The organism is Candidatus Aminicenantes bacterium, from assembly GCA_026393795.1.
In the GTDB taxonomy this organism is placed as follows: Bacteria; Acidobacteriota; Aminicenantia; order UBA2199; family UBA2199; genus UBA2199.
Map to the genome: position 1 here is coordinate 1 of JAPKZL010000048.1, position 22,067 is coordinate 22,067.

Genomic DNA, 22,067 nt, shown 5'->3' on the forward strand with positions numbered 1-22,067 from the left:
ATGCCGGGAAAGAGCGGGCTCGAATTGCTGGAAGAGATCAAGCAGATCAATCCCGACGTGATGGTCATCATGATCTCGGCCGTCAAGGATATCGAATCGGCCATCACCGCAATGGAAAAGGGCGCCTATGATTACGTATCCAAGCCCTTCAAGCTCAATGAAGTCTCCTTCGCGGCCAGCAAGGCCCAGGAAAAAAGGCGCCTGGTGCTGGAAAACAAGGAATACCAGAAACATTTGGAAAAAATGGTCGAGGAGCGGACCAGCGATCTGAAGAGTGCCTTGCAGGAACTGGATAAAACCTACAACTTCACCCTGCGGGCCATGGCCACCGTCCTGGATACCCGCGATACCGAAACGCAGGGCCATTCCCTGCGCGTGGTCAGCTTCACCCTGAAGCTGGCCGAGTTTATGCAGATCACCGACAAGAATACCCTCAAGGTGTACGAATACGGCGCCCTGCTGCACGACATCGGCAAGATCGGCATCCCCGATGCCATCCTGCGCAAGCCGGAGGAGCTGACCGTCGACGAATGGCTGATCATGAAGAAACACCCGGCCATCGGTTACAACCTGCTGCGGCGCATCAAATTCCTGGAAACGTCGGCCCAGATCGTCCTGCATCACCATGAAGCGTTCGACGGCAGCGGCTACCCCAGCGGACTGAGCGGCGACAAGATCCCCCTGGGAGCGCGGATATTCAATGTCGCCGACGCGATCGACGCCATCACCTCGGACCGCCCCTACCAGAAAGCCCAGCCCCTCAAGGTCGCCGTCAACGAGCTGCGCCGGCATTCGGGCCGGCAATTCGATCCGCAGATCATCGCCATTTTTGAAGAAGCCGGCGTTGATTTCTGGGAACAGGAAAAACTGAGGATCGAAGAGCGCATCCGCAGGGAGCCGGACTCCTTTTAGCCGCTTGTTTGCCCGGCCAACAGCCGTTGGAAAACCAGGGCGTCTTCCACCGGGCTCGAATAATAATCGCGGCGCCGGCCGACGCAGCGGAAAGCGTATTTTTCATACAAGCGGATGGCGGCGGCGTTGCTGGCCCGCACTTCCAACAGGGCCTGCCGGCAATGCCAGGAACGGGCTTTGCGGATAAAAAAATCGAGCAAACATGTGCCGATACCGCGCCGCTGGCAGGCGCCGGCGACCGCAATCTTGTGAAGCTCCAGATCATCGCCCAGCCGCCAGAAGATCAGGAACCCATTCGCGAGGGAATTTTCCCGGCTCTCGGCCAGGTAGAAACTCGCCACCCGGTTGTCCAGTTCGGCGGCGAAATGCTCGGCCGACCAGGGATGGGAGAATTGCTCGCGTTCAATGGCCAGCACGGCCGATAGGTCGGCGGCCGCGGCCTTCCTAATCCGCAGAGCCGGCGACATGGCCGAGTTTGGTTTCGGCATCAGGCTGGCGCAGGTAAAAAGGAAGCAGCGCCTGCGCATCGCCGCTGGTTTCATGAAGGCGGAACCGCTGCAGCGCGATCTTGCCGATCTCGTTGGCCAGAAAATTGGAGCGGTACGGCCAACGGCACTCGCTGAAACTGCTTTTCAGAAAATCCTTGTGCCGCTCGGCGCCGCTGCCGGTAAAAATCTTGTCGGGCCAATCCGCCAGCAGCGGGACGATAGCGGCAATCTTGAGCAGACAGGGCGGGATCCGTTCGATCACTTCGCCGCCGGCGAGGCTGTAGCCGCCCAGATAGACCTCCCCCTTTTGGGCGTCGATGAGGGAGATGACATTCTGCCGGGTATCGGCGAATTTATAGGCCAGCGCCGCCAGGGAGACGACGCCGACGACGGGTTTGCCCGCGGCAAAGGCCAGCCCCTTGACGGTGGCCATACCGACGCGGATGCCGGTAAATAGTCCCGGTCCGATGCATACGGCGAAGCCATCGATATGCGCGACCGACAGGCCCAGCGTCTTGAGGATGAATTCCAGGCTGGGGACTAGCATGATCGACAGGTTGCCTACCGAGGAAAAATTGTACTCGAGCAGCACCTCTTCATCTTTAAGCACGGCGATGGAAGCGTCACGCGACGAGGTGTCCAGGCTGAGCAGGATCATGACAAATTCTTTTCCATGACCACTTCGCTGCCGCGGTCGAGACAGTGGAACTCGAATTTGTCCATATAATTTTTGATGATCATGATGCCGCGGCCGTTGGTCGAAAGGATATCGCAGCTGCGGATTTTGTCCTCGATCTTCTCGAAACTGACCTGCCGGTCGCCTTCGTCGCGAACGCGCATGCGCAGGAACGATTTCTCCCAGTCGAACTCGACGTGCACCAGCTTGTCCAAATTTTTTTCATTGCCGTGGATGATGGCGTTGTTGATAGCTTCGCGCAGCGATATTTCGATTTTAAAAAACTCGTCGTCGTTGATGGCCAGGATTTTTTTGATGAAAGTCAGGACCAAAACACTCAGTTCCGCGTATTTCAAGTTGCTCTTGAAAGCCATGGAGATCGTATTCGCTTTCTTGCTCATGAGTTTGCAGTATAACAGAAAAAGCGGCGCTTTTCCAGTCCCGATTCGGGCCGGAACGTCCGTCATTTGCAATCCGCTTTTTTTTTCGCTACAATAGCGCCATGGAAAAGAAGGAACTGGAAAACATCGGTGAATTTTTTTCGAAGAGCAACGGCGCCGTGGCCATGCCGCCGGAGAAAAAATGGCAGGAGATTTTTTCCGGCTGGATCGACAAAATAGACCAGGAAAAGATGATGCTCGACCTGTTCGAGTTGAAACTGTGGCTGGAAAGCATCGAGGAATTCAACGCCTCCAGCTACCTGGAGAATCTGATATTCAAGTTCCACGCCCAGGCGGACCGCAATTACGAGTTTTACGTCTTCAGCCTCAACCAGGTGACGGCGCGGATCACCTCCCTGCTCAAGGAACTCGATTTCAAAAAAGACAAGTACTTCCTCAATTTCGAGGAATTCATCGTGGACAAGATCCTGGAAGGGAACATGGAGAAAACGTTTCCCAACCTGAAGGAGCTGTATTCGCCGGAGTCATGGTTCTACAGTTTCCGCATTTTCCTGCAGAGCTTCCGCACCGTGCTCGGCGAGATACTGCACACCGAAATGGTTCCCCAGCGCGCCTACCTGGCCATCAAGAAACTCTACCACCGCGAGCTGCTCGACAACCCGATACTGATCTCGCTGCTCAAGAAGCAGTTCATCCCCAGGATGGACAAGATCTACCAGCCCGACATCTCCGGGATCATCGCCGCCTGCAAGGAAAAGAACGTCCGCAAGAACCTGGGCATCTTCTTCATCCTCTCCTTCCGCATCCTCAAGATCAGCAATTTCATCGAGCTGAACCTGAACAAGAACAAGTACCTGGACATGACCATCCCGCTGATCCTGTCGCTGAAAAAGAACATGGACGCCATCATCGTCTTCAACGACGCCACGCTCTGGCAGAGCCTCGAGTCCGACCCGGGCTTGAAGAAAGAGCTGGCGGCGGTCGGTGCGGTCTTCAAGAACCTCAAAATGGAGTTCAAGAAGATCTTCGAGGGCGAATTGCCGCTGTACTTCGATCCCGACACCAACAAGACCAAGAAGCGGAAGATGATCCAGAACATCGTCATTATTTCCGAAATGGCCATGCAGGAATTGATCGAAAGCGTGGCCCGGCTGTTCAAGCCGGAGATCAGCGGCAGCAGCATTTTCGAAAACTACGTGTCGCGCCGGCAGAAATCCATCGAGGTCAAAAAAAAGCTGATCAAGCTCCACACCAAGATCAACGACTATTTCTCCAACCCGGGCAGCATCGAGCCTTCGGATATCTTCTTCGACATCAACCAGTTCATGGAGACCGACCTGAATTACCTGCTCTACAAGGACTGGAACGAGTTTCTGAGCCTCTACGACAATCTCAGCCGCAGCAATCTTTCCAGCGAATTCGAGCCCGCCATGCGCTCGTTCCATGCCTTCCTGACGCGGGTATTGAAAGAGATCGTCAGCGAAAAAAAGTAATACGCTCATTATGAAAGGATAAACCAACATGTTCGGTTCCATCGGCTTCCCGGAATTGATCATGATTTTCATAGTGGTGCTGCTGATCTTCGGTCCGAAAAAACTCCCCGAATTCGCCAAGCTGCTGGGCAAGACCATCCGCGAGTTCCGCGCCACCGTCGACGAGGCCAAGGCGGCGATCGAGGACGAGATCTACAAGGAAGGGTTGACCAATCCGTTAAGCGGCATCGGCAAGGACATCAAGGACGCGCTGGACATCCGCGGCGCCGTCGAAAAACCGCTGCGAGACATCGGCAAGGACGTCAGCGACGCCATCAACGCGCCCGGTCCCACAACGGGACGGGCGCAACCGCCCAGCCCCAACGGCGGAGCCAAGAAGGCGATCGATGAAAAAAGCGAATGAGATGTCGTTTTTCGAGCACCTGGGCGAGCTGCGCAAGCGCATCATCTATTCGTTCGCGTTCATCCTGGTTTTCTTCATCGCCTCCTGGCGCTTCGTCGACAAGCTGTATTACTGGCTCTCGCTGCCGGTCCTGAAATACCTGCCGCTCCTGCCGTCGGGGGAAAAGAAGCTGGCCTACACCGCCCTGGTCGAGCCTTTCATGATGTACATCAAGGTGGCGTTCATCTTCGCGATTTTCGCGGCCTCGCCGTTCATTTTTCACCAGCTGTGGCTGTTCATCTCCCCGGCTCTGTTCGCCCAAGAGAAAAAATGGGTGCTGCCGTTCGTCATCGCCACCACTTTTTTTTTCCTGCTGGGCGGGGCGTTCGGGTATTTCGTCGTCTTTCCCATGGCCTGCAAGTTCTTCCTCAATATCGGCAAGGATTTCACCGCCATCATCACCATCAACGAGTATTTCGCCCTGGCGTTCCGCGTCCTGTTCGGCATTGCGGCCATATTCGAACTGCCGGTGCTGGTTTTCCTCCTGGCCAAGCTCCGCATCGTCAGCGCCCGCTTCCTGATCCGCTACTTCAAGTACGCGGTGGTGGCCATCTTCATCATCGCCGCCGTCATCACCCCGACGCCGGACATGGTCACCCAGACGATGTTCGCCGTGCCCATGATCCTGCTCTACCTGATCAGCATCGCCATCGCCCTGGCGGTCAACCCGGGGGAAAAGCGGGGAAAAATCGATTCTCAAGCCAATTAAAAAGTTGACTAGGCTGCAACGTCGAAAAAAAATACCGCCCCCTTGCACTAAGAATTTATTTTGTAGGGAACGCAGATCTGCGTTCCCTACCGGGATCATATCTTTTCTGGGTTTTATGGCTGTCGCGGTTGCATGTCCGCATGGCCTGTGAACAATAATGCGTGAATTTAAGTAAGCCTGTTTTTGAAACCGTCCACGAGCTCGTCAATGGCGCCGACATATTCCAAGCCGGCATTCCGGCCGCTGCCGGCGAAGATCACCTCGCGGCCCGGCTTGCGGTAAAAGCGCACCTCGATTTTCGCATCCAGGCTTTCATTGATCTTGGTGGTCATCTCCCCCAGCTTGGGGGCGACCAGTTCCACGCCGGGCGACCTTTCCCCAACAATCTCCAGCCCGTATCGTGAATCCTCTATCGTGACGGTCACATGGTTTTCATCGACGGCAAGGTCCCGCAGCGAGGCGCCGGTATAGGTGGCGAAGCGGTGGATGGATTGTTTATGATACAGGCCGAAGATAAAGCCGGTAAAATGCTTTCCCAACCACGGTATCTTGGCGATCGAACCAAACAGTGACAGCTGCGGCTCGGCAAAATGGTTCGACTGCATCCAGATCCACGATGTGGGCATCGAACGGCCCCAGTCTTTTTCAAGGTAGCCCTTGCCGCCGCCGAATTCCTTGCGCACGCCGTTGACGGTGAAATGGCCTTCGATGGCATGATTGAAGCTGAGCACGCCATGGTAGCACTCCATTCCCGGGACAAACGCGTACCAGCCCATGGCTCCCGGCGAGAGCAGCGACACCGGCCAGGGGACGATGTTGGCAAAGGCCAGGTCGGCTTGGATGGCCACCCCGTCCTGGGCGATATCCAGCCGCATTTTTTCCCGGGAAAAATAATTCTCCCCGATGCTGACGGCAAACTCTTTTTCAGCAGCGCGAAATGCGTCCAGGGGAAAGCGGAAATAATGGGAGCGGCCGTTGCGGGCATCGAAAAACTGGATGAAGCTATGCGATTTGCCGGCATCCTTGGCAATGGCCACGGCCGGGATCACGGCATAGGCCGTGTCTTCGTCGCGGTTCACGTTTTTATAATACCAGCCTTCAAAATAGGCGTTTTTTTTGCCGGCTCCCTGGAAGACGTGCGGTTTGTAGAGGGCATTGATTTTTTTCAGCACCGGCACCTCGAACGTATTGTAGAGGGAAGCCGGCGAAATTGCAACCCGCGGCCACGCCTCCTTCGGCCCGATCATTGGGACACCCGGGAAAACGGCCGAATAACCAGCTTGCAAATAAAAAATCTTTTCCCTATACTATGCCCGTGGAAAGAACTGGTTTTTTACCAGGAAACACATGGAGGGTTTCATGAAAAGTAAGAGTAGGGTTTTTTTGCTCGTCATGGTGCTGCTGATGACGCTGGGCCAGTGCAAGAAAACGGACACCACCGGCCCCCTCGGGACCGTGGTTTTCGTCGGGGCCTCGATCACCGAGAACTGGGACTTCGACCATTATTTCGGCGATTACAACTTCCAGAAGGTGATCTATTACGACTGGGACAAGACCCAGGCCTGGGGGGAGGTGCAGGACTATGATCCCGACATCGTCGTGGTCAAGGAGTGCGGCGCCTACTTCTACACTGACGGCGGAACGCCGCTGGGAGATTACGAGAACTGCATAAGCAGCATGGTCGACCACATCCGCAACATCGGCGCCATACCCGTCCTGTGCACCACCCTGCCTGTGGACGTGGGCGCCGGGGATTGCACCCAGTGTCAACTAGACGATATACGCACTTTCAACGACTGGGTTCGGGGCTACTGCGCCGGCCAGGGCATCGTCCTGATGGATTACTACCAGCAAATCGCCGACGCCCAAGGGCAGCTGCCTACAGCTTACCATGACGGCGACGGACTGCACCCCAATTCAGCCGGCTACGACATCCTCAGCCCGATGGTCGTCCCCACTCTGGAGTCGGCACAGTAGCCGGATAAAGGACTGTCCGCCGCAGTTGACGGATCGCCCGGGCTTCTACCAGATCTTCACCCTCTTGCTCAGCGGCCGCCACATGCGGTCTTTTTCCGTAAGCTGGAAAGCCTCGTAAAAAGGCGTCAGGTCGGACAGGGGGCCGTTTACCCTGTACTTGGCGGGTGAATGGACGTCGCTCTTCACCTGGTTGGCAACCCCCTCGGGCCGCTGGTTGATCATCCAGCCCAGGGCGTAGCCGAGGAAGAAGCGTTTCTCGGGGCTTAGGCCGGCGATCTCTTTCTTCTCCCTGAATTGCCGGGTCTTCCTGAAGGCGTCGTAGCCCATGGTGATCCCGGCCAGGTCGGCGATGTTTTCCCCCTGCGTCATCTCGCCGTTGATGTGCAGGTCGTCCACCGGGTTGTATTCATTGTACTGCTCGACGATCAGGCGCGTGCGGGCCAGGAACTTGGCGCTGTCCTCCGTTGTCCACCAGTTGTTGAGGTTGCCCTGCTCGTCATATTTGCAGCCCTGGTCGTCGAAGCCGTGGATGATCTCATGGCCGACGGTCGACCCGCCGATGATCGCGTAGAGGATGGCGTCGTCGGCCAGGGTCTTTTCATAGCCCGGGACAATGATGTTGGAACCGGGAATGACGATCTCGTTGTTGGACGGGTTGTAATAGGCGTTGTAGGTCTGCGGCGTCATCTCCCACTCGCTGCGGTCGACCGGCTTGCCGAATTTGGCCAGGTTGTAGCCGAAATGCCAGGCGTTGGCGCTCATCACGTTGCGGACATAGGAGGTGCGGTCAACCTCCAGGGCGCCGAGGTCCTTCCAGCGGTCGGGATAGCCCATCTTCATGATGACCGCGCCGAGCTTCTTCAGGGCCTTTTCCTTGGTAGCCGCGCTCATCCAGTCGAGCTCCCTGATTCGCTCGGCATAGACGCGGCGGATGGCCTCACCGATCTCGATCAGTTTTTCCTTTGTCCCCGGCGGCAGGTACTCGGCCACGTACACCTGGCCGATCAGCTCGCCGAGGCTGTCATCGGTCTGCTCCACCACCCGCTTCCAGCGCGGCTTGGGCTCCGGGACGCCCTCCATGGTGGCCCCGTAGAACTGGAAATACTCCCGGTAGGTGTCATCGTCCATGTATTCGGCCAGGTTGTTAACCAGGTGGAACTTCAGGTAGTCCTTCCAGTCGTCCAGCGCCACCCGGTCCATCCTGGCGTACAAGCCCTGCAAAAACTCGGGTTGTCCGACCACGACCGCATCGACGGCGCTCAAGCCCACGCTCTTGAAGAAAAGGGGCCAGTCGAAGCCCGGGGCGAGTTTGGCCAGCTGCATCGGCGAAAGCCGGTTGTAGTTCTTGAGCGGGTCGCGAGTATCCTCCAGCTTGCGCGAAGCCTGAGCGATCATGGTTTCCAGCTTAACCAGGCTGGCAGCCGTCTTTTCCGCTTTCCGCTCGTCATAATTTAGGCACCGGAACAGGCGCCCGGCGTAGGCGGCAAACTCCTTCCGGATCAGCGCCGCCCGGGGATCATTGTCAAAATAAAAGCTGCGATCGGGCAGGCTGAGCCCGCCCTGGTTGATGAAAATCGCGTAGCGCGAGGACAGCTTGTCATCCTGGCCGACATAGAACCTGAACAGCGGTGATCCGGCCACCCGGTGGACGTGAGCCGCAGCCGTCACCACCCCCTTCAGGTCGGTCACGGCATCGATCATGGCCAGCTCTTTGTCCAGGTCGGCGATGCCGCGCCGGTTCAAGCCGGCTTCATCCATGCCGGAAAAGAAGAAGTCGCCGATCTTCTGTTTCTGGCTCCCTTTACCGGCCGTTTTCAGGGCCGCGGCCGATTCGCAGATGCTCCTGACCTGGCCGTTGATCGCATCCTGGATGAGCTGCCAGAGCCCGTTGCTCCGTTCGCTCTTCGGGATCGGGTTCTCCTTGAACCATCTGCCGTTGGCATACAGGAAAAAATCATCGCCCGGCCTGACGCCGGGATCGATATGGGAAGCAAGGGCATCGGCTTTCGCTTCGTCCTGCCGCGATGCGCAGGATGGGAACAACAGCAAACTGAAAAACACAATCGCGACCGCGGCGGCAAACGGCAGGCGCGGCATGCGATCACCCTTGACAGTGAAACCATTTGATTTGTCCATGGCGGGATTCTAACGGGAATGGCTCCGAATTGCAATAAAATGCCCGGGAAACATTAACCGACTCCGGTCACGACCGCGGCGGCGGTGGCGGAAAGGATCAAAATAATGATGGTCGGGGCGGCCCAGCGTTCCCATTCGCGGTCGTACGCCTCTTCGTCGGGCGCCTGGGGAGCGAAAATCGAAAAGCGGGAAAGGTTGAAAACAATCAGGCCGACATTGCTCCCCAACACCAGCCATTCAAGCCATTCACGCCGCGGGCCAAGGCCGGAAAAAACCGGGCGCAGCGGCGCCAGCATGAACCAGACCAGCCCGGCCACCGGCAATTGCGCCAATAAGGCCAGCAAGCGGGCTGGCAGCGGCCCGGTCCGCCGGCGCAGGGCGACCGCCGTGAGTATGAGCGCGACCAGGGCCAGGGCGGCCAGGGTGGCGAAAAACACCGAGTAGGCGGCTCCGGCCAGCGAGCCGCCGGAAACGGCCAGGAAGGCAAACTGGGCGACAGTGCCGCCGACAAGCAGCAGCGACCCGCCCAGGGTCAACGGGAAGCGGGCCATGGCCAGCAGCGACTGGGCGATCAGCCACAGGACCAGGAACGCGGTTCCAAAAAAAACAAGCAACGGCAGCGGTATGATCAGCGGCCAGTACCCAGCCGGTACGGCAACGGCGTGAACAGCGGCCAAGGGGAGGATCAACGCCTGCAGCAGCAGCCACACCCACTTGACCATTCGGTACAGGCGGTTACTATCGGTTATCATGGAGGAATGGTAGCATAGTGTAGGAAAAGAAAAAATGGCGGGAGGTTGAGATGTAGGGAACGCAAATTTGTGTTCCCTACGGAAAGAGATCTTTGATATTGATTAATTGGCCAAAGTGTTATATTCTTCAAAAAACATCCATTAATGCGGTGAAAAAACGGTGAAAAGTCCTGAGAAAATATTATTTTTTATCGCCGCCCGCAATTGCGGATCGACCATCGAGGCGGTGCTGGCAAGCCTTCCCACCGCGATCGGCGATCATGGCTGCGAGACGCTTGTCATTGACGACGATTCCATTGATGGGACATTTTCCAGGACGGCGAATTACCGCTCGCGCCACCCGGAGTTGCACTTGACCGTGCTGTCCAATCCCGAAGCCCTGGGCTACGGCGGAACCCAGAAATTGGGTTTCCATTACGCGATCGAAAAGGATTTTTCCGTTGTCGCCCTGCTCCATGGCGATAGTCCGGCCACGGCCGATAGCCTGGGAAAAATGATCCTCCCGGTCCTGAACGATGAAGCCGACGCCGTGTTCGCCGCGACAAAACCATCAAGCTTCAAACCAACGGGGTGGAGAGTCTATGCGGTTAAAACCCTGAAGCAGATCCCCTTTGCCTTGAATACGGACGGCAGCCACTTCAACAAGGAGATCGCCATTCAACTTGGGCTGAACGAGAGCCGGATACGCAAAATTCCCATCCCCATGGTCGGGAGCGGCGAGGGCTGGCGCGCCAATGGTCTGGCAAGCGCTTGGAATGCCCTGAAATCGTCCCGGCGTGCCCATTTTCACCGGCTGAACATTTCCTTTCACCGCCAGTTCGATATCGTCAAGCCCGGGCGCCACTACCCGCCGAAATTCGATTATCTTTCTTCTCATACCATGGCCATTAATGAAGTCAGCGCGGGGGCCTGTGTTCTGGATATCGGCAGCGGGGCGGGCCACGTCGGCCGCGAGCTCGAAAAACGGGGTTGCCAGGTGACGGGCGTTGATATGGCGACGGAAGCCGAGGAGCAGCTGCTGCAGAGATTCGCGCAAATTGACCTGAACCGCGACCCGCTGCCCTATCGGGCTGATGGCTTCGATTTCATACTCCTGCTGGATGTCCTCGAACACCTCGACCAGACGGCGCAGTCCCGCCTTCTGGAAGAAATCAGGGCGGGGTCAAAATCAAGAAAACCGGCGCTGATCATCACCCTGCCGAACATCGCCTTCCTTTTGATCAGGTTGCAACTGCTGCTGGGCAAGTTCAACTACGGGAAACGGGGGATCCTCGACATCAGCCACCGCCATTTTTTCACTTTTAAATCGGCCCGCCGCTTTCTCAAGCAAGCCGGCTATAAAATTGAAAAAGAAAAAGGGATCCCGCTCCCCTTCCCACAGATCATCGGAAACAATATGATCAGCGGGTTCCTGCTGAGAGTGAATGCCGGATTGATATGGTTTCTTCCCGGCATCTTCTCATACCAGATATTTATAAAGGCGACCCCCCTGCCCACGGAGGGGCAGCTGCTCCAGCTGGCCTCTGAAAAGGCAAAGGAAAAGGAGTCGGACCTGAAAGGGTAACCCTTGCCGCGCCTGGTGGAGCCAGGCGGAATCGAACCGCCATCTCAACCTTGCGAAGGTCGCGTTCTACCATTAAACCATGGCCCCGGCAGCGGCGCGAGATGAGCACTATACCATTAAAAAACCGGCGCTGTCAATCGGAATGAAAATGGAGCGCCAACGAGCTTGCCCATGATCTTAAATCAATTTTTTGAACTTTCCGGCGCTTTTTTCAGTATAATACGGTATTCACCATAGGAGGTCTTCAGTGAAAAAAAATCAAAAAAACCGGCTGCCGGGAATTCTCTTGCTGGCGGCCGTGGCCATGATGCTCGTGGCGGCCCTGCCGCTCGCTGCCGATGAAGGCATGTGGACACTGGACAATCCGCCGCTCAAGCAACTTAAGGAAAAATACGGTTTTGAACCGACCCCGGCCTGGCTCGAACATATCCGCCTGGCATCGGTCCGCGTCGGTGACGGCGGCTCGGGCTCCTTTGTCAGCCCCAACGGCCTGGTGCTCACCAACCACCACGTCGCCCTCGGCCAGCTGCAGAAGGTCTCCACGCCGCAGAAGAACTACGTCGCCGACGGCTTCTACGCCGCCACGCCGGCCGAAGAGCTTCCCTGCCCCGACCTTGAGTTGAACGTCCTCATCTCCATGGAAAACGTCACCGCCAAGGTGCTGGCCGCGGTCAAGAAAGGGATGGACCCGGTCAAAGCGCTGGAGGCCAAGAAGGCCGCCATCGCCGAAATCGAACGTCAGAGTTTGAAGAAGACCCTGCTGCGCTCCGACGTCGTTTCACTTTACCAGGGCGGCGAGTATTGGCTCTACCGCTACAAGAAGTACACCGAGGTCAAGCTGGTCTTCGCCCCCGAGCAGCAAGCCGCCTTCTACGGCGGCGACCCCGACAACTTCACCTACCCGCGCTACGACCTGGACATGGCCGTGTTCCGCGCCTACGAGAAGGGCAAACCGGCCAAGACCCCCCACTACCTGAAATGGAGCGCCAGCGGCGCCGTTGACGGCGAACTGGTCTTCGTGCCCGGCCACCCCGGCTCGACCAACCGCCTGATGACCCTGGCCCAGATCCAATTCCAGCGCGAGTTCACCTATCCCCTGCGCATAAAGGCCATGAAACGCATGCTGGAAGTCGTTAAAACCTACGCCGGCAAGGGCATGGAAGAGGCGCGCCAGGCAGCCTACTCGATCTTTGGCATCGAGAACGGTCTCAAGGTCTCCAGCGGCGAGTACGAGGGCCTCAAGGCCGCCGGCATCATGGAGAAAAAAGCGGCCCAGGAGGTCGAGTTCCGCCGCCTGATCGACTCGAACCCGGCCTGGAAGGCCGAGTACGCCGGTGCCTGGGATCAGATCAACAGCGCCATCGAGAAGGAAAAGCCGCGCATCAAGGAGCTCATCTACCGGGGCATCCCGGGCCAGCGCCTGGGCAAGATCGCCCTTTCGATCGTGCAGCTGGTAGCCGAAGTTCAGAAGCCCGACGGCAAGCGTCTGGAAGGCTTCCACACCGCCGAGCTCGAATCGCTGCGTTTTCGCCTCTTCTCCCCCGCCCCCGTATACCCGGGCCTGGAAGAAGTGCTGATCGTCAACGGCATCAAGCAGATGCAGGAGGAACTCGGCGCCGACGACCCGTTCGTCAAGATCTGCCTCGACGGCAAAACGCCCGAACAAGCGGCCAAGGCACTGCTGGCCGGCACCAAGCTGGCCGACGCCGCGTATCGCAAGCAGCTGGTCGACGGCGGCGTAGCGGCCGTGGCCAAATCCACCGATTCGTTCATCGTCCTGGCGCGCAAGCTGGACCCCATCGTTCGCGAATTGAAAAAATGGGAGCAGGACAACATCGAAAGCATCGCCAAGCCCGCCGGCGAAAAGATCGGCCGGGCGCGCTTCGCCGTCTACGGCAAGAACGCCTATCCCGACGCCACCTTCACCCTGCGCCTCTCCTACGGCGCCGTCAAGGGCTACCCGATGAACGGCACCATCGCCCCGTCCAAGACGACCTTTTTCGGCCTTTACGATCGGGCCGCCTCGTTCGACAACAAGTTCCCCTTCAACCTGCCCAAGCGCGTGGCCGACGCCAGGGACAAAATCGACCTCTCCACCCCGCTGAACTTCGTCTGCAGCGGCGACATCATCGGCGGCAACTCGGGTTCGCCCGTAGTCAACGCCGCCGGCGAATTGGTCGGTCTGGTCTTCGACGGCAACATCGAGAGCTTCATCGGGCGCTTCTTTTACGACGACACCGCCAACCGCACCGTCTCGGTGTGCAGCACGGCCATCATCGAGGCCATGAAGAAGATCTACGGGGCCGAGAAACTGGCCGCGGAGATCCTCGGCAAGTAGAGAATTTTCTCATCCATAAAAAAAAGGTGGGGACCCGCGTCCCCGCCTTTTTTTTTAGGCGATAATTAAAATGACGAAATCAGCGCACCTCGGCTGAGGAGCCCTCGACCTTCTGCCAGGGCTCGCTGCGTCCGCCCAGGTGCTTGGCCAGGAATTCGTCGACGCGGCCGTAGAAATCGAGCCGGTTATTGGGCCGGGCGAAGCCGTGCCCCTCGTCGGTATAGACCACGTAGGTCACCGGCAGGTTCTTGGCGCGCATGGCTTCGACCATCTGCGTAGCTTCACGGATGTTAACGCGCGGGTCGTTGGCGCCCTGGCCCACGATCAGCGGCACTCGGATGTTGGCTGCATGAAACAGGGGCGAGATCTTTTTGTTGAGAGCCTCGTCATTTTCCACGTCCCCTACCTGCCGGATGAACTGCTTTTTAAAGGGAGCCCAATAAGGCGGGATGGACTGGAACAGCGTCTTGATATTGGAGGGGCCGACGCCGTCCACGCCGCAGGCATAAAGTTCGGGAGTGAACACCAGACCGGCCAGCGTGGCGTAGCCGCCGTAGGACCAGCCGTAAATACATATCTTTTTCGGATCAGCGATGCCCTTGGCGATGGCCCATTTTACCGCGTCGGTCAGGTCGTGCTGCATGGTGCCGACGCCCCACTGCCCGTCGCCGGCATGGAGGAATTTCTTGCCGAAGCCGGTGGAACCACGGAAGTTGACCTGCAGGGTGGCGTAGCCGCGATTGGCGAACCACTGCGCCTCGGGATTGTAGCCCCAGCCGTCGCGCCCCCATGGCCCGCCGTGAACGTTGAGCACCAACGGCAGTTTTTTGGCCGCGATTCCGGCCGGCAGCGTCAGGTAGCTGACCAACTTAAAACCGTCGCGGGCTTTGATGACCACCGGTTCCATTTTGGCCATTTTGTATTTGGCCAGGTCGGGCTGGTTGACAAAAAGCAGTTCAGGCTTTTTGCTCTCGCGGTTGTAAGCATACCAGGCTACGGGCCCGTCGTCGACCTGATAGGTGATGAGCCAGTTCTTGTCAGCGCGGTCACGACCCGTAAGGTAGAACTCGCCACGGCCGATCTTGGCCAGAATTTCAAAGTCGGCTTTGATGGCTGGATCGAGTACGCGCCATTCGTTTTTCAGGTAATTGAAACCCACCGCCTGCACCAGGTGCGTATCGGGATGAATGATCACTCCGCCCACATCGACCTTGGCATCCATGGCGATGATCTGCAGTTCCTTGCCGCTGGCGATATCCACTTTGACCAGGCGTGCCGTGTCGGCGCCGACCGAGGTTTCCACGTAGAGGGACTTGCCGTCGGCGCAGAAGTCGTCGATGCCGCCGTTCTCGCCGAAGGGCAGGACCAGCAGGTCGCGCCAGGGCGCGCTGCGGCTGTCACGCACGCGCAGGACCGTGGAAGCATCCTGGGGATTCTGGGCCTGGGTGGCGCGGATCTGGAAATCGGGGTCGGTGACCCAGCCCAGGACATCACCCGGATTTTCCGTGTCCAGGATAATGGCACCGCTGCTCAAGTCGACCCGGTACATGTCGAAGACGCGGCGATCGCGCAGGTTCAAGCCGACCAGCATCTCGTTGGGATACTTTTTATCCAGCATGACGTTGGTGGCGCGTACCCCCTGGAACGGGGTCAGGTCGCGCACTACCTTGGATTCAAGGTCGACCGAATAGATGTGGAAGTTTTCGTCGCCGTTGAGGTCCTGCATGTAGAACAAGTGTTTGCCATCCTCGGCCCAGAAGTGAATGCGGATACCGCGGTGGGTATCGTTGGTCACCTGGACGTCATCGGTTTTGCCGATGGTGCGCACCCAGACATTGAGCACCCCCTTGTCCGACGGGGCCAGGTAAGCCAGGCGCGTGCCGTCGGGCGAGATCCGCGGCGCCGCCTTGACCGGATTGCCGAAAAGGATCTGGCGCGGGATGAGGGGAAGATCCTGGCTGGCCAGTCCGGCGGTCATGGTAGCGAACATGACTAGGGCCAATCCGGCCAGCATGAGAACGTGAAATTTTTTGAGCATTTTTTCCTCCCAGAAAATATTTTATTCATTATAACGCAAATCGGACCGCCGCGGTTGCGCCAGGATGTTTTCCAGGATGCGCACCGCTTCGGCCACGCAGGGGCGGCACACTTTTTCTGCGAGGTTTTTTTCCTTGTAGAGCGCATGGCCGGCCGCGGTAGCCAGGTCGATGCCTGGGAGCAGCTCCCGGCAATAGCAAGAACCGAATTTGGCCTTGAAGCTGGCCATCAATTCCCGCGTCAGGAAGTACGTCTGCTCCTTGGCCTCTAGGTCGCTTGCATGGCTTCGGCCGTGCTTGAGGCCGATGGCCATAATGGCGCCGGTCACCGCTCCGCAGATTTCCTGCTGGTTGGCCATGCCGGCACCAAAACCGGTGGCCAACTTAAGGGCCGTCGGTCTATCCAGATGAAAGTCTTCACAGAAAACACTCAGCACCGACTGCGCGCAATTGAATCCCTCAACCATCATCGCCACGGCTTCTTCACTTTTATTTTTCATGTTATTTCCAAAATAAATATTAGAACAAATCATCCATCAAATCGGTTTTTTTTATTTGTAAATGGTCGGCAACAGCACTCAAAATTCCGCTCAAGGTACCGATCTTCAGGTATTGATGAGCCGGGATGGTGATATGGTGTTCGCCTTGTTGCATGGTGGTCAAACGCATATGGCTTCCGGTTTGCCGGGATATTTGATAACCGTATTTTTTCAGCAATCCGGCCAATTCCAAACCACTGATTTCCCGGGGGAGCTTCATAAAGCCATTACTTCATCTTTTACAATGTGCAGGCGTACGACATGCGGAAGTTCCTTAGGGTCGAAATGGCACTTGACCGCATCGATGATATTATCCTTCAACTCCTGAAAAGTTTCGCCTTCAGTGAATATGGGGAAACCCAAAGCTTTGGCGATAAATCCACCTTCATCGGAATTCTCTATGCTAAATATGATTTCGCTCATCATTTTTCCTTCAATGAATTTTAACACACTAAAGAAAAGCATTCAAATACAATTTTTAAAGTTAGAACACTGATAAAATGAAAAACTTTAGGAAATCAGCTTGGGCAGGGCCGCTTCCACTTCCCGCCATTTATCCTCGTCGAGTTTGGCGCCGATCACTTCCACCACCTTGCCCGACAGCAGCGAGCCGATGCGGCCGCAGACCGGCAGCGGGTACTCCCGGATCAGGCCGTAAAGGAAACCGGCGGCATAGAGGTCGCCGGCGCCGGTGGTGTCGACCGCCTTGGCCGGGATGCAACCGATTTCGTGCCGTTCATTGTTGTGCTTGATCAGGGAGCCTTTTTTCCCCAGTTTTACCACGGCGATGCGGCAGTGGGGGGAAATGGTAACTAGGGCTTCATGCGGGGATTTTTTGCCGCTGAAGGTCATGGCCTCGTCCTCGTTGGCAAACACGATGTCCACGTAGCGGCTGACCATGTCCTGGAGAAAGGCGAGGTTGTCGCGGACCACGTTGTGGCTGGCCAGATCGAGCGATACCTCCAGGTTGGCTTCCTTAGCCAGGCGCACGGCGGTTTCGAACAGCCGGTGGTTCTGCACCATATAGCCTTCGATATGGAAAATATCGTAGCCGGAAAACAGCTCCGCCCGCAGATCGGAGTCGGCCAGTTCCACCGCCGAGCCGAGGAAGGTGGCGAAGGTGCGCTCCGAATCGGGAGTGATGAAGCCCAGCGCCCGCCCGGTCTGGGCGCGGCCGAAAAACATACGCGTGGCCACACCGTGTTTTTTCATTTCACCGTCGAAAAAAGCCCCATAGGCGTCATGGCCGATCTTGCCGATATAACCGGTGCCGATGCCCAGGCGCGCCAGGCCGCTGATGGTGTTGGCCGCCGAACCGCCGCAGGTCTCCTGCTTTTCCAGGCCGGCGACCCCGGCCAGAATGGCGTTGATCTGCGCTTCCGCAACCAACGTCATGCAGCTCTTGGGGAGCTGCAGCGACAAAAGCAGGCGCTCGTCGCCGATGCGGATCAGGATGTCAACCAGGGCGTTGCCCAGACCGAGTACTTTTTTCATGAATTATCCTTGGGTGAAAGGACTGGAGCCCTTTCACAATTTTGTATTTGTGATTTTTTCTATTTCATTCCCGGCCGCCATGTTGACAATCACCGCATTCAGCGAATTCAATTCCTTCTCATCGAGCAGCGCAAAGGCGGCAATGATGACCATGTCGCCGGGCTGGACACAGCGGGCGGCGGCGCCGTTGACGACGATCCCCTTGGAGCCGCGGCGCCAAGGGAGGACGTAGGTGGAAAAACGCGCCCCGTTGTTGATGTTGTAGACGTCCACCTGTTGAAAAACGCGCAGGTTGGCCTTTTCCATTATCTCTTCGTCGATGGCGATGCTGCCTTCGTAGTTGATATCGGAGCCGGTGATCGTGGCCCGGTGTATCTTGGCGACTAAAAATGGGATCAACATGACAAGTCTCCTAAAAGCAGATTATCGATCAGCCGGGTCTTGCCGACGAGGATGGCCGCGGCGATCAGGGTGTTTTCCGGTTCGACCGCCTCCAGCTCGGCCAGGTCCCATGGCCGCACTACGGCGATATATTCGCTGCGCACGAGCGGATCCTTGGCCAATTCGCCGGCCACGGCTTTCCGAATGGCGGCGGCGTCCCGCTCCCCGCTGGTGATCAGGGTTTCGGCGCCAGCCAGCGCCCGAGGCAGATGCAGGGCCGCCCGCCGTTCCTCAGTCGTCAGGTAGACATTGCGCGACGAGAGAGCCAGGCCGTCGCTGTCGCGCACGATGGGTAGGACCCTGACCTGGACCGGCAGGTTCAGGTCGCGGACCATGCGCATGATGACGATCGCCTGCTGGGCGTCCTTCTGGCCGAAATAGGCCCGCTGCGGGCCGACCAGGTTGAACAGCTTGAGCACCACCGTGGCTACGCCGCGGAAATGGCCGGGCCGCGATTTCCCGCACAGGACATTTTCCAAGCCCTCGACGCGGACGTAGGTCTCGTAACCCGGGGGGTATATTTCCTTGGAATCGGGCATGAACAGCAGATCGGTCCGCTCTTTTTCCAGCAAGGCGATGTCGCGCTCCGCAGCGCGCGGGTAACGCCGGAAGTCCTCCGCCGGGCCGAACTGGGCGGGATTGACGTAAATGGACACCACGGCCAGTTCGTTCTCCTGGCGGCACGTCCGCACCAAGCTCAGGTGCCCGGCATGCAGGGAGCCCATGGTCGGCACGAAACCGACGCTTTTTCCCCCAGCCGCGGCCAGGGCGAGGCGCAAACTTTCGATGGAGCGGCAGATTTTCATTTGAGAAATTCTTCGATGTCCTTGTGCAGATGGTAGCTTTCCCGGTCGGCGGGAAAAGCGCCGCTCTGCACGTCGCGGATATAGTCGCGCAGGGCTTTCAGCCACAGGGCGTGCGTGTCGGCGTAGCTGCGGACGAACTTCGGCAGATACATGTTGGTCAGCCCCACCAGGTCCGGGAAAACCAGCACCTGGCCATCGCAGCCCGGACCGGCGCCGATGCCGATGGTGGGGATGGCCAGGGTTTCGCTGATCTTCCTGGCCAGTTCCTGGGGAATCGACTCGAGGACGAGGGCGAACACGCCAAGTTTTTCCAGTTCCACGGCGTCGCTGAAAATCTCACGGGCTTTTTCGCGCAGCTTGCCCTGGACCTTGAATCCGCCCAGCGCATGCACCGATTGCGGGGTCAAGCCCAAATGGGCCATGACCGGGATCTCGGCATCCAGCAGGGCCGCGATCGTTCGCAAGCGCTTGCGGCCGCCCTCGATCTTGACCGCCTCGGCTCCCCCTTCCTTGACGAAGCGACAGGCGTTTTCCACGCTCTTCTCAATGCTCAGGTGGAACGACCCGTAGGGCATGTCGCTGACCACCAGCGCCGGCGGCCGGGCGCGCGCCACCATGGCGGTGTGGTAGATCATTTCCTCCATAGTCACCGTCAGGGTGTTTCCATGCCCCTGCAGCACCATGCCCAGCGAATCGCCCACCAGGATAATGTCGATGCCGGCTTCGGCGGCAACGCGGGCGGTCGGGAAATCATAGGCCGTGACGGCGGTGATCTTTTCACCCCTGGCTTTTTTCTGGCCAAGGCTTAAGCCCGTCCGCTTTTCCGAATCAGGCTGGCGCATAATAACTGATCCCTTTTTTGTGGTTTTTTATTTCCGTGATCAGGTTGTCGATCTCCCTGCGGTTTTCGAAATCGACCTTCTCGACGTTAACCACCAAGAGCGGCGACAGTTTGTAGTTGAAAAAATAGTAGTTGTACGCCTCGTAAATTTCCCGCCAATACTCGCTGGGCATGCGCTTCTCCAGCTCGCTGCCGAGCTTGTGGATGCGCTGGATCATCTCTGAAAAGGAGGTCTGCAGGTAGACGACCAGGCCGCAGGGGACGATCTTTTCGGAAAAAACATGGAGGATCCTTTTATAAATATCCAGGTCCTCGTCGCTGAGGATGGTGTGAGCGTAGATGCCGTCCTTGTAAAAGATGTAGTTGGCCACGGTGGTTTTTTGAAAAAGGTCCTTCTGCTTCATCTCCAGCTGCTGGTTGAAGCGGTTGATCAGGAATATCAGCTGCGCCTTGAGGGCCAGGGGACTGTAATTCGCCGAATAGGATTCGTAGTACTCCTTAAGGAAAGGGTTGCCCTGGTTGTCCAGAACCAGCCGGGACTTGAACTCCTCGGCCAGGATCCGGGCCAGCTCGGTCTTGCCCGACTTGATCAGCCCCTCCACGGCGATATACTTTAGCTCATTCATCGTCCGTCATTATATCATTTACCGTCAGCCCTGTAAATGAAGATAACCGCCGGCTCAGGCAGTGAGGTACAGTCCGTGGATGGCCAAACCGAGGCTCCGCCTGTCGTTATTGGCGAAAAGTTCGTCCGGCACAAAGAAAGGCGAACGCAGAACGATGCGGTAAAAATGGCCACTGCTGAAATCGCAGCCGATCCGGTATTCGGCAAAGGCATGGGCGCGGGTCTCGGTGACGGCCTTTTTCACCGTTTGCCAGGAACGGCCGGCTTCATGGAAAAGCTGGATCTCAACCTCGAAGCCCGTTGCGCCCGCCAATTCTGAAAAAAAATCGATTACCAGGCCGCGCGCAGGGATGCGGGCATAGACGTACGCCCAGGCTTCTCCATTCGTCCAGCGTCCGCCGCGGCCGTGCAGCCCCGGCTCTCCGGGCCAGAAGCCGCGCCCGAACTTGTCGACCGCCTGCTCCCCGGCCTTGAGCGGGGCCGTGGCGAATATGAAGAGGTTCCCCTTGCAGCGGCGACAGAGGGGCTCGACCAGGGCGTCGGCGCAAATAGCGGCGCGGCGCTCCGAGGCGAGGACAACGGCGACGGGGACGGTGGCGATATTCCCGAGCACCATGTCGCCCTCGTAGTCCAGGCAGCAGAGGACATAGTCGCCGTTGGCGAGAAGCCCGAAGCTCCCGGTCATCGAGCAGGGGCGGGACCCGGGATTTTCCTCGTTGTAGATGAAGCGGTCGGCGGTCAGGGCGGAGGCGAGGAACGCCTCGTCGCGGGTCCAAAGCTCGAACGACTTGAAGACGAGGAACACGTTGGGGATCGGCATGTAGCCCCAGAAAACCTCATCCTTGAGGCGGAAGAAATCGGGAGGCAGCTGGGCCCGCGTCGTGGCGATGCGCGAACCGATATGATCCCGGTAAAGGTCGGCGCAGCGGGTTTCTTCGCGGGCGCAGGCAACGGGATACTTCCGGCGCAAACGGCGGCCGAACGAATCCAGGCGGCGCAGCGTCTTTTCGATCCAGCGCCGTTCAGCCCTTGGCGAGGGAAAGTTGGGCCAGGGGTCGAAGGGGGGATCAGCCTGGATGGACGGGTCGTGGCCGACGACATAGTTGGAGGCGATATGGATCTCCAGCCGCGCGCCGCTGCCCAAGCGGAACTTTTCCTCGACCACATCGTCGATCAGGGCGAAAAAATCCTTAAACAACATACGGGGATAACCGCGCATGCGATAGGAATCCCGGGTGGCCGTCTGCAGGCTGAGGGCCAAGGTCACGTTGCCGTGCTTGAGGATCTCCTTCTGGACCGCCTTGTCGGCGAGCAGGGTCATGTTGCTGATCAGGGTGACCAAGTGCCCCTCGCTTTCCAGGAGGTCGAGGTATTCATAGAGGCGCTTGTTGAGCAGC

22 protein-coding genes, 1 tRNA gene and 1 pseudogene are annotated in these 22,067 nt (G+C 57.9%); 7 read left to right on the plus strand and 17 right to left on the minus strand.

Going from position 1 to position 22,067, the window contains the following annotated elements:
- The coding region (locus NTW95_02125) for an HD domain-containing protein (GenBank protein ID MCX6556219.1) at positions 1 to 912 on the plus strand (912 nt) is incomplete at its 5' end.
- Here the strand turns inward: NTW95_02125 and rimI are convergent.
- From rimI to NTW95_02140, 3 genes are read right to left on the minus strand one after another with little or no spacing between them, the layout of a single operon-like run.
- Positions 909 to 1,379, minus strand: a complete 471-nt coding sequence (gene rimI / locus NTW95_02130; protein MCX6556220.1) for a ribosomal protein S18-alanine N-acetyltransferase — start codon at positions 1,377 to 1,379, stop codon at positions 909 to 911. The genes NTW95_02125 and rimI overlap by 4 nt on opposite strands.
- The gene (tsaB, locus tag NTW95_02135; protein MCX6556221.1) at positions 1,357 to 2,058 is read right to left on the minus strand and encodes a tRNA (adenosine(37)-N6)-threonylcarbamoyltransferase complex dimerization subunit type 1 TsaB; all 702 of its coding nucleotides are present in this window, start codon (positions 2,056 to 2,058) and stop codon (positions 1,357 to 1,359) included. Before tsaB ends, rimI begins: the two co-directional genes overlap by 23 nt.
- Complete coding sequence (locus tag NTW95_02140; protein MCX6556222.1) at positions 2,055 to 2,477, minus strand: ATP-binding protein; 423 nt, start codon at positions 2,475 to 2,477, stop codon at positions 2,055 to 2,057. Before NTW95_02140 ends, tsaB begins: the two co-directional genes overlap by 4 nt.
- A 101-nt stretch (positions 2,478 to 2,578) precedes the next feature.
- Between NTW95_02140 and NTW95_02145 the strand changes: the two genes are divergently transcribed.
- From NTW95_02145 to tatC, 3 genes and pseudogenes are all read left to right on the plus strand, one after another.
- Positions 2,579 to 3,970, plus strand: coding sequence for a hypothetical protein (locus NTW95_02145; protein ID MCX6556223.1), 1,392 nt, complete (start codon positions 2,579 to 2,581; stop codon positions 3,968 to 3,970).
- Between the two features lie 28 nt (positions 3,971 to 3,998).
- Positions 3,999 to 4,157, plus strand: a pseudogene (tatA, locus tag NTW95_02150) (twin-arginine translocase TatA/TatE family subunit).
- A gap of 199 nt (positions 4,158 to 4,356) precedes the next feature.
- Positions 4,357 to 5,121 (plus strand): twin-arginine translocase subunit TatC, encoded by a 765-nt coding sequence (gene tatC / locus NTW95_02155; GenBank protein MCX6556224.1) that lies wholly within the window; start codon positions 4,357 to 4,359, stop codon positions 5,119 to 5,121.
- A 167-nt stretch (positions 5,122 to 5,288) separates the two neighbouring features.
- Here tatC and NTW95_02160 read toward each other — a convergent pair whose 3' ends face one another.
- Positions 5,289 to 6,368, minus strand: coding sequence for a tocopherol cyclase family protein (locus NTW95_02160; protein ID MCX6556225.1), 1,080 nt, complete (start codon positions 6,366 to 6,368; stop codon positions 5,289 to 5,291).
- A gap of 112 nt (positions 6,369 to 6,480) precedes the next feature.
- Here NTW95_02160 and NTW95_02165 point away from each other — a divergent pair, with 112 nt between their 5' ends.
- Positions 6,481 to 7,098, plus strand: a complete 618-nt coding sequence (locus NTW95_02165) for a GDSL-type esterase/lipase family protein (protein ID MCX6556226.1) — start codon at positions 6,481 to 6,483, stop codon at positions 7,096 to 7,098.
- A 45-nt stretch (positions 7,099 to 7,143) separates the two neighbouring features.
- Here NTW95_02165 and NTW95_02170 read toward each other — a convergent pair whose 3' ends face one another.
- Together NTW95_02170 and NTW95_02175 are read right to left on the minus strand one after the other, a co-directional pair.
- The gene (locus NTW95_02170) at positions 7,144 to 9,234 is read right to left on the minus strand and encodes a M13 family metallopeptidase (GenBank protein MCX6556227.1); all 2,091 of its coding nucleotides are present in this window, start codon (positions 9,232 to 9,234) and stop codon (positions 7,144 to 7,146) included.
- Positions 9,235 to 9,287: 53 nt separating this feature from the next.
- Positions 9,288 to 9,986, minus strand: coding sequence for a hypothetical protein (locus tag NTW95_02175; protein ID MCX6556228.1), 699 nt, complete (start codon positions 9,984 to 9,986; stop codon positions 9,288 to 9,290).
- Between the two features lie 160 nt (positions 9,987 to 10,146).
- Between NTW95_02175 and NTW95_02180 the strand changes: the two genes are divergently transcribed.
- Positions 10,147 to 11,550 (plus strand): methyltransferase domain-containing protein, encoded by a 1,404-nt coding sequence (locus NTW95_02180; protein ID MCX6556229.1) that lies wholly within the window; start codon positions 10,147 to 10,149, stop codon positions 11,548 to 11,550.
- Positions 11,551 to 11,563: 13 nt separating this feature from the next.
- Here the strand turns inward: NTW95_02180 and NTW95_02185 are convergent.
- Positions 11,564 to 11,637 (minus strand) — tRNA-Ala (locus NTW95_02185).
- 160 nt (positions 11,638 to 11,797) lie between these two features.
- Between NTW95_02185 and NTW95_02190 the strand changes: the two genes are divergently transcribed.
- Entirely contained in the window at positions 11,798 to 13,888 is a 2,091-nt protein-coding gene (locus NTW95_02190) for a S46 family peptidase (protein ID MCX6556230.1), read from the plus strand.
- A 79-nt stretch (positions 13,889 to 13,967) separates the two neighbouring features.
- On the opposite strand, the gene NTW95_02195 is transcribed toward NTW95_02190, so the two are convergent.
- The 10 genes from NTW95_02195 to NTW95_02240 form a co-directional block, all read right to left on the minus strand.
- Entirely contained in the window at positions 13,968 to 15,926 is a 1,959-nt protein-coding gene (locus tag NTW95_02195; protein ID MCX6556231.1) for a S9 family peptidase, read from the minus strand.
- 21 nt (positions 15,927 to 15,947) lie between these two features.
- Complete coding sequence (locus NTW95_02200; protein ID MCX6556232.1) at positions 15,948 to 16,424, minus strand: C-GCAxxG-C-C family protein; 477 nt, start codon at positions 16,422 to 16,424, stop codon at positions 15,948 to 15,950.
- Between the two features lie 19 nt (positions 16,425 to 16,443).
- Positions 16,444 to 16,683 carry a type II toxin-antitoxin system HicA family toxin gene (locus NTW95_02205; protein MCX6556233.1) on the minus strand — a complete coding sequence of 80 codons (240 nt, stop codon included), beginning with the start codon at positions 16,681 to 16,683 and terminating at the stop codon, positions 16,444 to 16,446.
- Complete coding sequence (locus NTW95_02210; protein MCX6556234.1) at positions 16,680 to 16,889, minus strand: 2-oxoisovalerate dehydrogenase; 210 nt, start codon at positions 16,887 to 16,889, stop codon at positions 16,680 to 16,682. The genes NTW95_02205 and NTW95_02210 overlap by 4 nt, the downstream gene beginning before the upstream one ends.
- Positions 16,890 to 16,973: 84 nt before the next feature.
- Positions 16,974 to 17,957, minus strand: coding sequence for an adenosine kinase (locus NTW95_02215; protein ID MCX6556235.1), 984 nt, complete (start codon positions 17,955 to 17,957; stop codon positions 16,974 to 16,976).
- A 33-nt stretch (positions 17,958 to 17,990) separates the two neighbouring features.
- Positions 17,991 to 18,359 carry an aspartate 1-decarboxylase gene (locus NTW95_02220; protein ID MCX6556236.1) on the minus strand — a complete coding sequence of 123 codons (369 nt, stop codon included), beginning with the start codon at positions 18,357 to 18,359 and terminating at the stop codon, positions 17,991 to 17,993.
- Positions 18,353 to 19,204, minus strand: coding sequence for a pantoate--beta-alanine ligase (panC, locus tag NTW95_02225; GenBank protein MCX6556237.1), 852 nt, complete (start codon positions 19,202 to 19,204; stop codon positions 18,353 to 18,355). The genes NTW95_02220 and panC overlap by 7 nt, the downstream gene beginning before the upstream one ends.
- The gene (gene panB, locus NTW95_02230; protein ID MCX6556238.1) at positions 19,201 to 20,046 is read right to left on the minus strand and encodes a 3-methyl-2-oxobutanoate hydroxymethyltransferase; all 846 of its coding nucleotides are present in this window, start codon (positions 20,044 to 20,046) and stop codon (positions 19,201 to 19,203) included. Before panB ends, panC begins: the two co-directional genes overlap by 4 nt.
- A complete protein-coding gene (locus NTW95_02235) occupies positions 20,033 to 20,671 on the minus strand; it encodes a deoxynucleoside kinase (GenBank protein ID MCX6556239.1) in 639 nt (212 codons plus the stop codon). Before NTW95_02235 ends, panB begins: the two co-directional genes overlap by 14 nt.
- A 54-nt stretch (positions 20,672 to 20,725) precedes the next feature.
- Positions 20,726 to 22,067, minus strand: a 1,342-nt coding sequence (locus NTW95_02240; protein ID MCX6556240.1) for an SPASM domain-containing protein, incomplete at its 5' end; no start/stop codon positions are given.

What these genes read in the sequence shown, in the direction of transcription:
- tatC (MCX6556224.1), top strand. Translation starts at nt 4,357, where the DNA reads ATGAAAAAAGCGAATGAGATGTCGTTTTTCGAGCACCTGGGCGAGCTG.
- NTW95_02235 (MCX6556239.1), bottom strand. Translation starts at nt 20,671, where the DNA reads ATGAATGAGCTAAAGTATATCGCCGTGGAGGGGCTGATCAAGTCGGGC.
- NTW95_02200 (MCX6556232.1), bottom strand. Translation starts at nt 16,424, where the DNA reads ATGAAAAATAAAAGTGAAGAAGCCGTGGCGATGATGGTTGAGGGATTC.
- NTW95_02145 (MCX6556223.1), top strand. Translation starts at nt 2,579, where the DNA reads ATGGAAAAGAAGGAACTGGAAAACATCGGTGAATTTTTTTCGAAGAGC.
- panC (MCX6556237.1), bottom strand. Translation starts at nt 19,204, where the DNA reads ATGAAAATCTGCCGCTCCATCGAAAGTTTGCGCCTCGCCCTGGCCGCG.
- panB (MCX6556238.1), bottom strand. Translation starts at nt 20,046, where the DNA reads ATGCGCCAGCCTGATTCGGAAAAGCGGACGGGCTTAAGCCTTGGCCAG.
- tsaB (MCX6556221.1), bottom strand. Translation starts at nt 2,058, where the DNA reads ATGATCCTGCTCAGCCTGGACACCTCGTCGCGTGACGCTTCCATCGCC.
- NTW95_02220 (MCX6556236.1), bottom strand. Translation starts at nt 18,359, where the DNA reads ATGTTGATCCCATTTTTAGTCGCCAAGATACACCGGGCCACGATCACC.
- rimI (MCX6556220.1), bottom strand. Translation starts at nt 1,379, where the DNA reads ATGTCGCCGGCTCTGCGGATTAGGAAGGCCGCGGCCGCCGACCTATCG.
- NTW95_02195 (MCX6556231.1), bottom strand. Translation starts at nt 15,926, where the DNA reads ATGCTCAAAAAATTTCACGTTCTCATGCTGGCCGGATTGGCCCTAGTC.
- NTW95_02170 (MCX6556227.1), bottom strand. Translation starts at nt 9,234, where the DNA reads ATGGACAAATCAAATGGTTTCACTGTCAAGGGTGATCGCATGCCGCGC.
- NTW95_02210 (MCX6556234.1), bottom strand. Translation starts at nt 16,889, where the DNA reads ATGATGAGCGAAATCATATTTAGCATAGAGAATTCCGATGAAGGTGGA.
- NTW95_02175 (MCX6556228.1), bottom strand. Translation starts at nt 9,986, where the DNA reads ATGATAACCGATAGTAACCGCCTGTACCGAATGGTCAAGTGGGTGTGG.
- NTW95_02215 (MCX6556235.1), bottom strand. Translation starts at nt 17,957, where the DNA reads ATGAAAAAAGTACTCGGTCTGGGCAACGCCCTGGTTGACATCCTGATC.
- NTW95_02140 (MCX6556222.1), bottom strand. Translation starts at nt 2,477, where the DNA reads ATGAGCAAGAAAGCGAATACGATCTCCATGGCTTTCAAGAGCAACTTG.
- NTW95_02205 (MCX6556233.1), bottom strand. Translation starts at nt 16,683, where the DNA reads ATGAAGCTCCCCCGGGAAATCAGTGGTTTGGAATTGGCCGGATTGCTG.
- NTW95_02165 (MCX6556226.1), top strand. Translation starts at nt 6,481, where the DNA reads ATGAAAAGTAAGAGTAGGGTTTTTTTGCTCGTCATGGTGCTGCTGATG.
- NTW95_02160 (MCX6556225.1), bottom strand. Translation starts at nt 6,368, where the DNA reads ATGATCGGGCCGAAGGAGGCGTGGCCGCGGGTTGCAATTTCGCCGGCT.